This window comes from Caminibacter sp. (assembly GCF_053999135.1).
This window is the reverse complement of record NZ_JBMXVQ010000100.1, coordinates 1-3563: the sequence shown is the minus strand read 5'-3', so window position 1 is coordinate 3563 and position 3563 is coordinate 1. Positions and strand designations below refer to the sequence as shown.

Here is a 3563-nt window from a genome sequence, read left to right as displayed (position 1 = left end):
AATAACCCTCATATCATAATCAACCCTAAAGCTCCAAAGGTCTTTTAGATTTCCCGACAATTTATGGGTTTTTAATTCTCTATCAAAAGGATTGTTTATAAATTTTTCTACCTTATCCCAAAACAACCCTTCTAAATGCGCATTGTTTTTAATCTTTTTCTTAAATGCCCTTTTAAATGATTGGCTAAAGGATATTTCCATCATTCTTGCTCAAGCATATCTTTTAATTCTTTTATATCAGAATAAAATTGCAGTTTTCCTTTTTTTAATTCACTCAAACTTTTTTTATAGTGCGCTTCAATCTCGTTTCTTCTTTCTTCTATAATGTATTTTTCGATAAGTGTTTTTAGCTCTTCTTTTTCACTTAACGGTAAACTCTTAATGTTTTCTATAAGTGCGTCGTATCTTTCAGTATCCATTTCCTTTCCTCCGTTTTATAGGTTATCTATTTATATAAATCGTTTCTATCAAATTCTTTTATCCCCAAAGCCTTTTTGGCTTCTTCTTTAGTAAGCGATGGTGAATCTTTTGCTTCTTCCATTGCTTTTAAAAGCCCGTAATCCTCAAGCTCTTCAATTATTTCTTGCCATAGCTTTTTTGGAATAATCACTTTTTCGCCATCTTCGGTAAACTCTATCTTTTCTGCCAAGTTACTCATAGCTACTCCTTCCCAAATTCAACTTTTACAACCTTTTTGCTCAACATTGTTTCCAAGCCTCTAACTGCTTCCCTTTTTGTGTCTGGTGCTAAATGCGAATAGCGTTCAGTCATTGCTAAAGTTTTGTGTCCCATAAGCTCTTTAATTGTATAAATAGGCGTGCCTTGCATTGCTAACCAAGAAGCGAATGTGTGCCTTAATGTGTGGAATACAACCTTATCTCTTTTATCGGTTATGCCTTTATTCAATCCAAGTTTATCAACAACCCTAAAGAATGTTTTAGATGCGCTTTGAATTTTCCCACCGTTGGTATCCTTAAAAATTAACTCGTTAGGCTCTCCCTGTTTGCTTGATAACATATCCGCAATATCTTCAGTCATATAGGCAACTCTATCTTCTCCGTTTTTCGTGTCTCTAACGTGAATAATGCCGTTAGCAAAGTCTAAATCTCCAAACTTAAGGTTAAAAACTTCTCCCGCCCTCATCCCTGTTCTTAAGGATAATAGACTTATCTCATACCATTGCTTACTATGCTTTTTTAATTCATTTAATAAGGCTTGCGCCTCTTCTGGCGTCAGGTGTCGTATACGCCTATTACTCACTCTTGGTGCTTTCACTTTTGTTACAGGATTAACGCCTGTGTATATTCCCCAATCAACCGCTTTATTAAACGTCTGACGTATAACTGCTAAAGCGTATTGAATAGTGCGTGGCGATTTCCCAGCTTCTGTCATCGTTTTTTTAATCTTTTCAATGTCGAAGGGTGATATGTTTTTTAAAGGCTTCTTGCCAATAACAGGTAATATCCAAATACGCAAAAAACTCTCTTCATTTCTATAAGTCTTTTTACTTTGTGCCTGTGGTAGGTATTTATTTTTTACATAATCTTCATATTTAACATTTTCTTTGGCTTGCTTTTTGCGGTCGTAATATTCTCCACCCTCAAGCTCTGCTTTGATTTTTGCCTCTATTTTCCTCGCAAGTTCTAATGAATTGTGAATGGTCTTGGTTACGGTCTTACCATTATGTTTTACAATAACTTTATATCTTTTGTTCTGTTTGGGTAGTGGCTTGCCACACTTCTTACAAACCTTGCTTTTTATGTTTTGGTCGCTTTTACAATTTGGACATCGAATATAGATTGACATATTACACCAACCTTTTTTGGGTTTTAAGGGGTAACCATAGGGTAACTTTACTCCTACTTTTCTATAAAACCCAAGTAAACTTAATAACACTTGTAATCATTATAGAGACGCCAAATATCTATGTCAAGTAAAATAAATAAAATTTAAGAAAAACCCTAAAATACCGATTCGTAATCAGCAGGTCGTAGGTTCGAATCCTATCGCTGGCTCCACTTTAAAGCTTACTTTTAAGCCAATCTTGGTAAAACCTAAGGTTGGCTTTTTCTTTTTTACTAAACAAAATAGCACCTTTAAATTAAAGCGCTAATTTTAAACTGCATTGTAAATTATTTTTACTATTTTTCAAGTTTACACAAGTTTTATTAAAGAAAATTAAAAAACACTTCATTTTTTTTCGAAAAAATATTATTATAACAGCTACATAATAATGACAGGGAGGATGCTAATGAAAGCAGTGATATGTGATGGCTTTGGTGGAATTGATGTTTTAAAGGTTGTAGACGTAGACATTCCAAAACCTAAACCCGACCAGGTTTTAATTAAGGTAGCAGCAACGACGATAAACAGACCCGATTTAGTCCAAAGAGAAGGAAAATACCCGCCACCACCTGGAGAATCCGAGATTCTTGGGCTTGAGGTTTCAGGTATCATAGAAGAAGTGGGAAGCGAAGTAAAAAACTGGAAGAAAGGCGACAAGGTTATGGCTTTGGTCGGCGGTGGAGGATACGCTGAGTATGCGATAGCTTACGAAAACCACTTAATACCAATGCCTGAAACTATGAGTTTTGAAGAAGCGGCATGTGCTTGCGAATCATATATAACGGCGTTTTTAAACGTTTTTATGTTGGGTGAATTAAAAGATAACAACTACGCTATATTTCACGGAGGCGGTGGCGGCGTTAATACTGCAGCCATACAGATAACAAGAGCAATAACAAAAGATGTAAAAATAGCTGTAACGGTAGCGCCGGAAAAACTTGAAAAAGTTAAAGAATTGGGCGTAGATTTACTCATAAACTACAAAGAAAACCCTGATTTTTCACCTTTAATAAAAGAGTTTACCAATAAACACGGAGCTGATGTTATATTAGACCATATAGGCGCAAAATACTTAGACCCGAATATAAAATCTTTAGCCTATGCCGGAAGATTGGTGATTATAGGCGTAACAAGTGGCATTAAAGCAGAGCTTAATTTGGGTTTAGTTATGGTTAAAAGACATAAAATTATAGGCTCAGTCCTACGTTCAAGACCTATAAACGAAAAAGGAGAAATTATAAAAGCCTTTACAGAAAGAGTTGTTCCAAAGTTTGCGGACAGAACGATAGTTCCAATTATTCATACCGTTTTACCCATTGAACAAGTAAAAGAAGCGCATCAGTTAATGGAAGAAGACAAACATTTTGGAAAAATCGTTCTAAAAATAGCAGATTTATAAAAGCGTGGGGGTTTTATCCCCTGCTTTTTTGATTTTTGATTTGTGCAGGCCTACAATAAAAGCAAAGAGGAGTAAAAAATGACCAAACTCCCAATAGGTGAATCATCATTTGAAAAGATAAGAAAAAAGGATTTTACCTACGTAGATAAAACGAGAATATTATACGACTTAATCACAAACGGAGAGTTTTACTTCCTTTCCCGCCCTAGGCGATTTGGCAAATCGCTCTTAATATCAACCCTAAAACATATCTTTCTTGCAAACAAAGAGCTATTCAAAGGGCTTTGGATATATGATTCGGATTATGAATGGGAAAAGC

6 protein-coding genes are annotated in these 3563 nt (G+C 35.2%); 2 read left to right on the top strand and 4 right to left on the bottom strand.

Features of this window, described 5'->3' with window-relative positions; genetic code table 11:
* The 4 genes from ACXJH6_RS07730 to ACXJH6_RS07715 all read right to left on the bottom strand — a co-directional run.
* Positions 1-201: type II toxin-antitoxin system RelE/ParE family toxin (locus tag ACXJH6_RS07730; protein WP_456471182.1), on the bottom strand; the 201-nt coding region annotated here is incomplete at its 3' end.
* Positions 201-419 carry a hypothetical protein gene (locus ACXJH6_RS07725; RefSeq protein WP_456471181.1) on the bottom strand — a complete coding sequence of 73 codons (219 nt, stop codon included), beginning with the start codon at positions 417-419 and terminating at the stop codon, positions 201-203. The genes ACXJH6_RS07730 and ACXJH6_RS07725, both read right to left, overlap by 1 nt.
* A gap of 26 nt (positions 420-445) precedes the next feature.
* The gene (locus tag ACXJH6_RS07720; RefSeq protein WP_456471180.1) at positions 446-658 is read right to left on the bottom strand and encodes a RelB antitoxin-like protein; all 213 of its coding nucleotides are present in this window, start codon (positions 656-658) and stop codon (positions 446-448) included.
* A gap of 2 nt (positions 659-660) precedes the next feature.
* Positions 661-1896 (bottom strand): tyrosine-type recombinase/integrase, encoded by a 1236-nt coding sequence (locus ACXJH6_RS07715; protein ID WP_456471179.1) that lies wholly within the window; start codon positions 1894-1896, stop codon positions 661-663.
* Positions 1897-2251: 355 nt separating this feature from the next.
* On the opposite strand from ACXJH6_RS07715, the gene ACXJH6_RS07710 reads away from it, so the two are divergent.
* Together ACXJH6_RS07710 and ACXJH6_RS07705 are read left to right on the top strand one after the other, a co-directional pair.
* On the top strand, positions 2252-3244 hold the full coding sequence (locus tag ACXJH6_RS07710; protein WP_456471178.1) for an NAD(P)H-quinone oxidoreductase: 993 nt from the start codon (positions 2252-2254) through the stop codon (positions 3242-3244).
* A 78-nt stretch (positions 3245-3322) separates the two neighbouring features.
* Positions 3323-3563: AAA family ATPase (locus ACXJH6_RS07705; RefSeq protein WP_456471177.1), on the top strand; the 241-nt coding region annotated here is incomplete at its 3' end.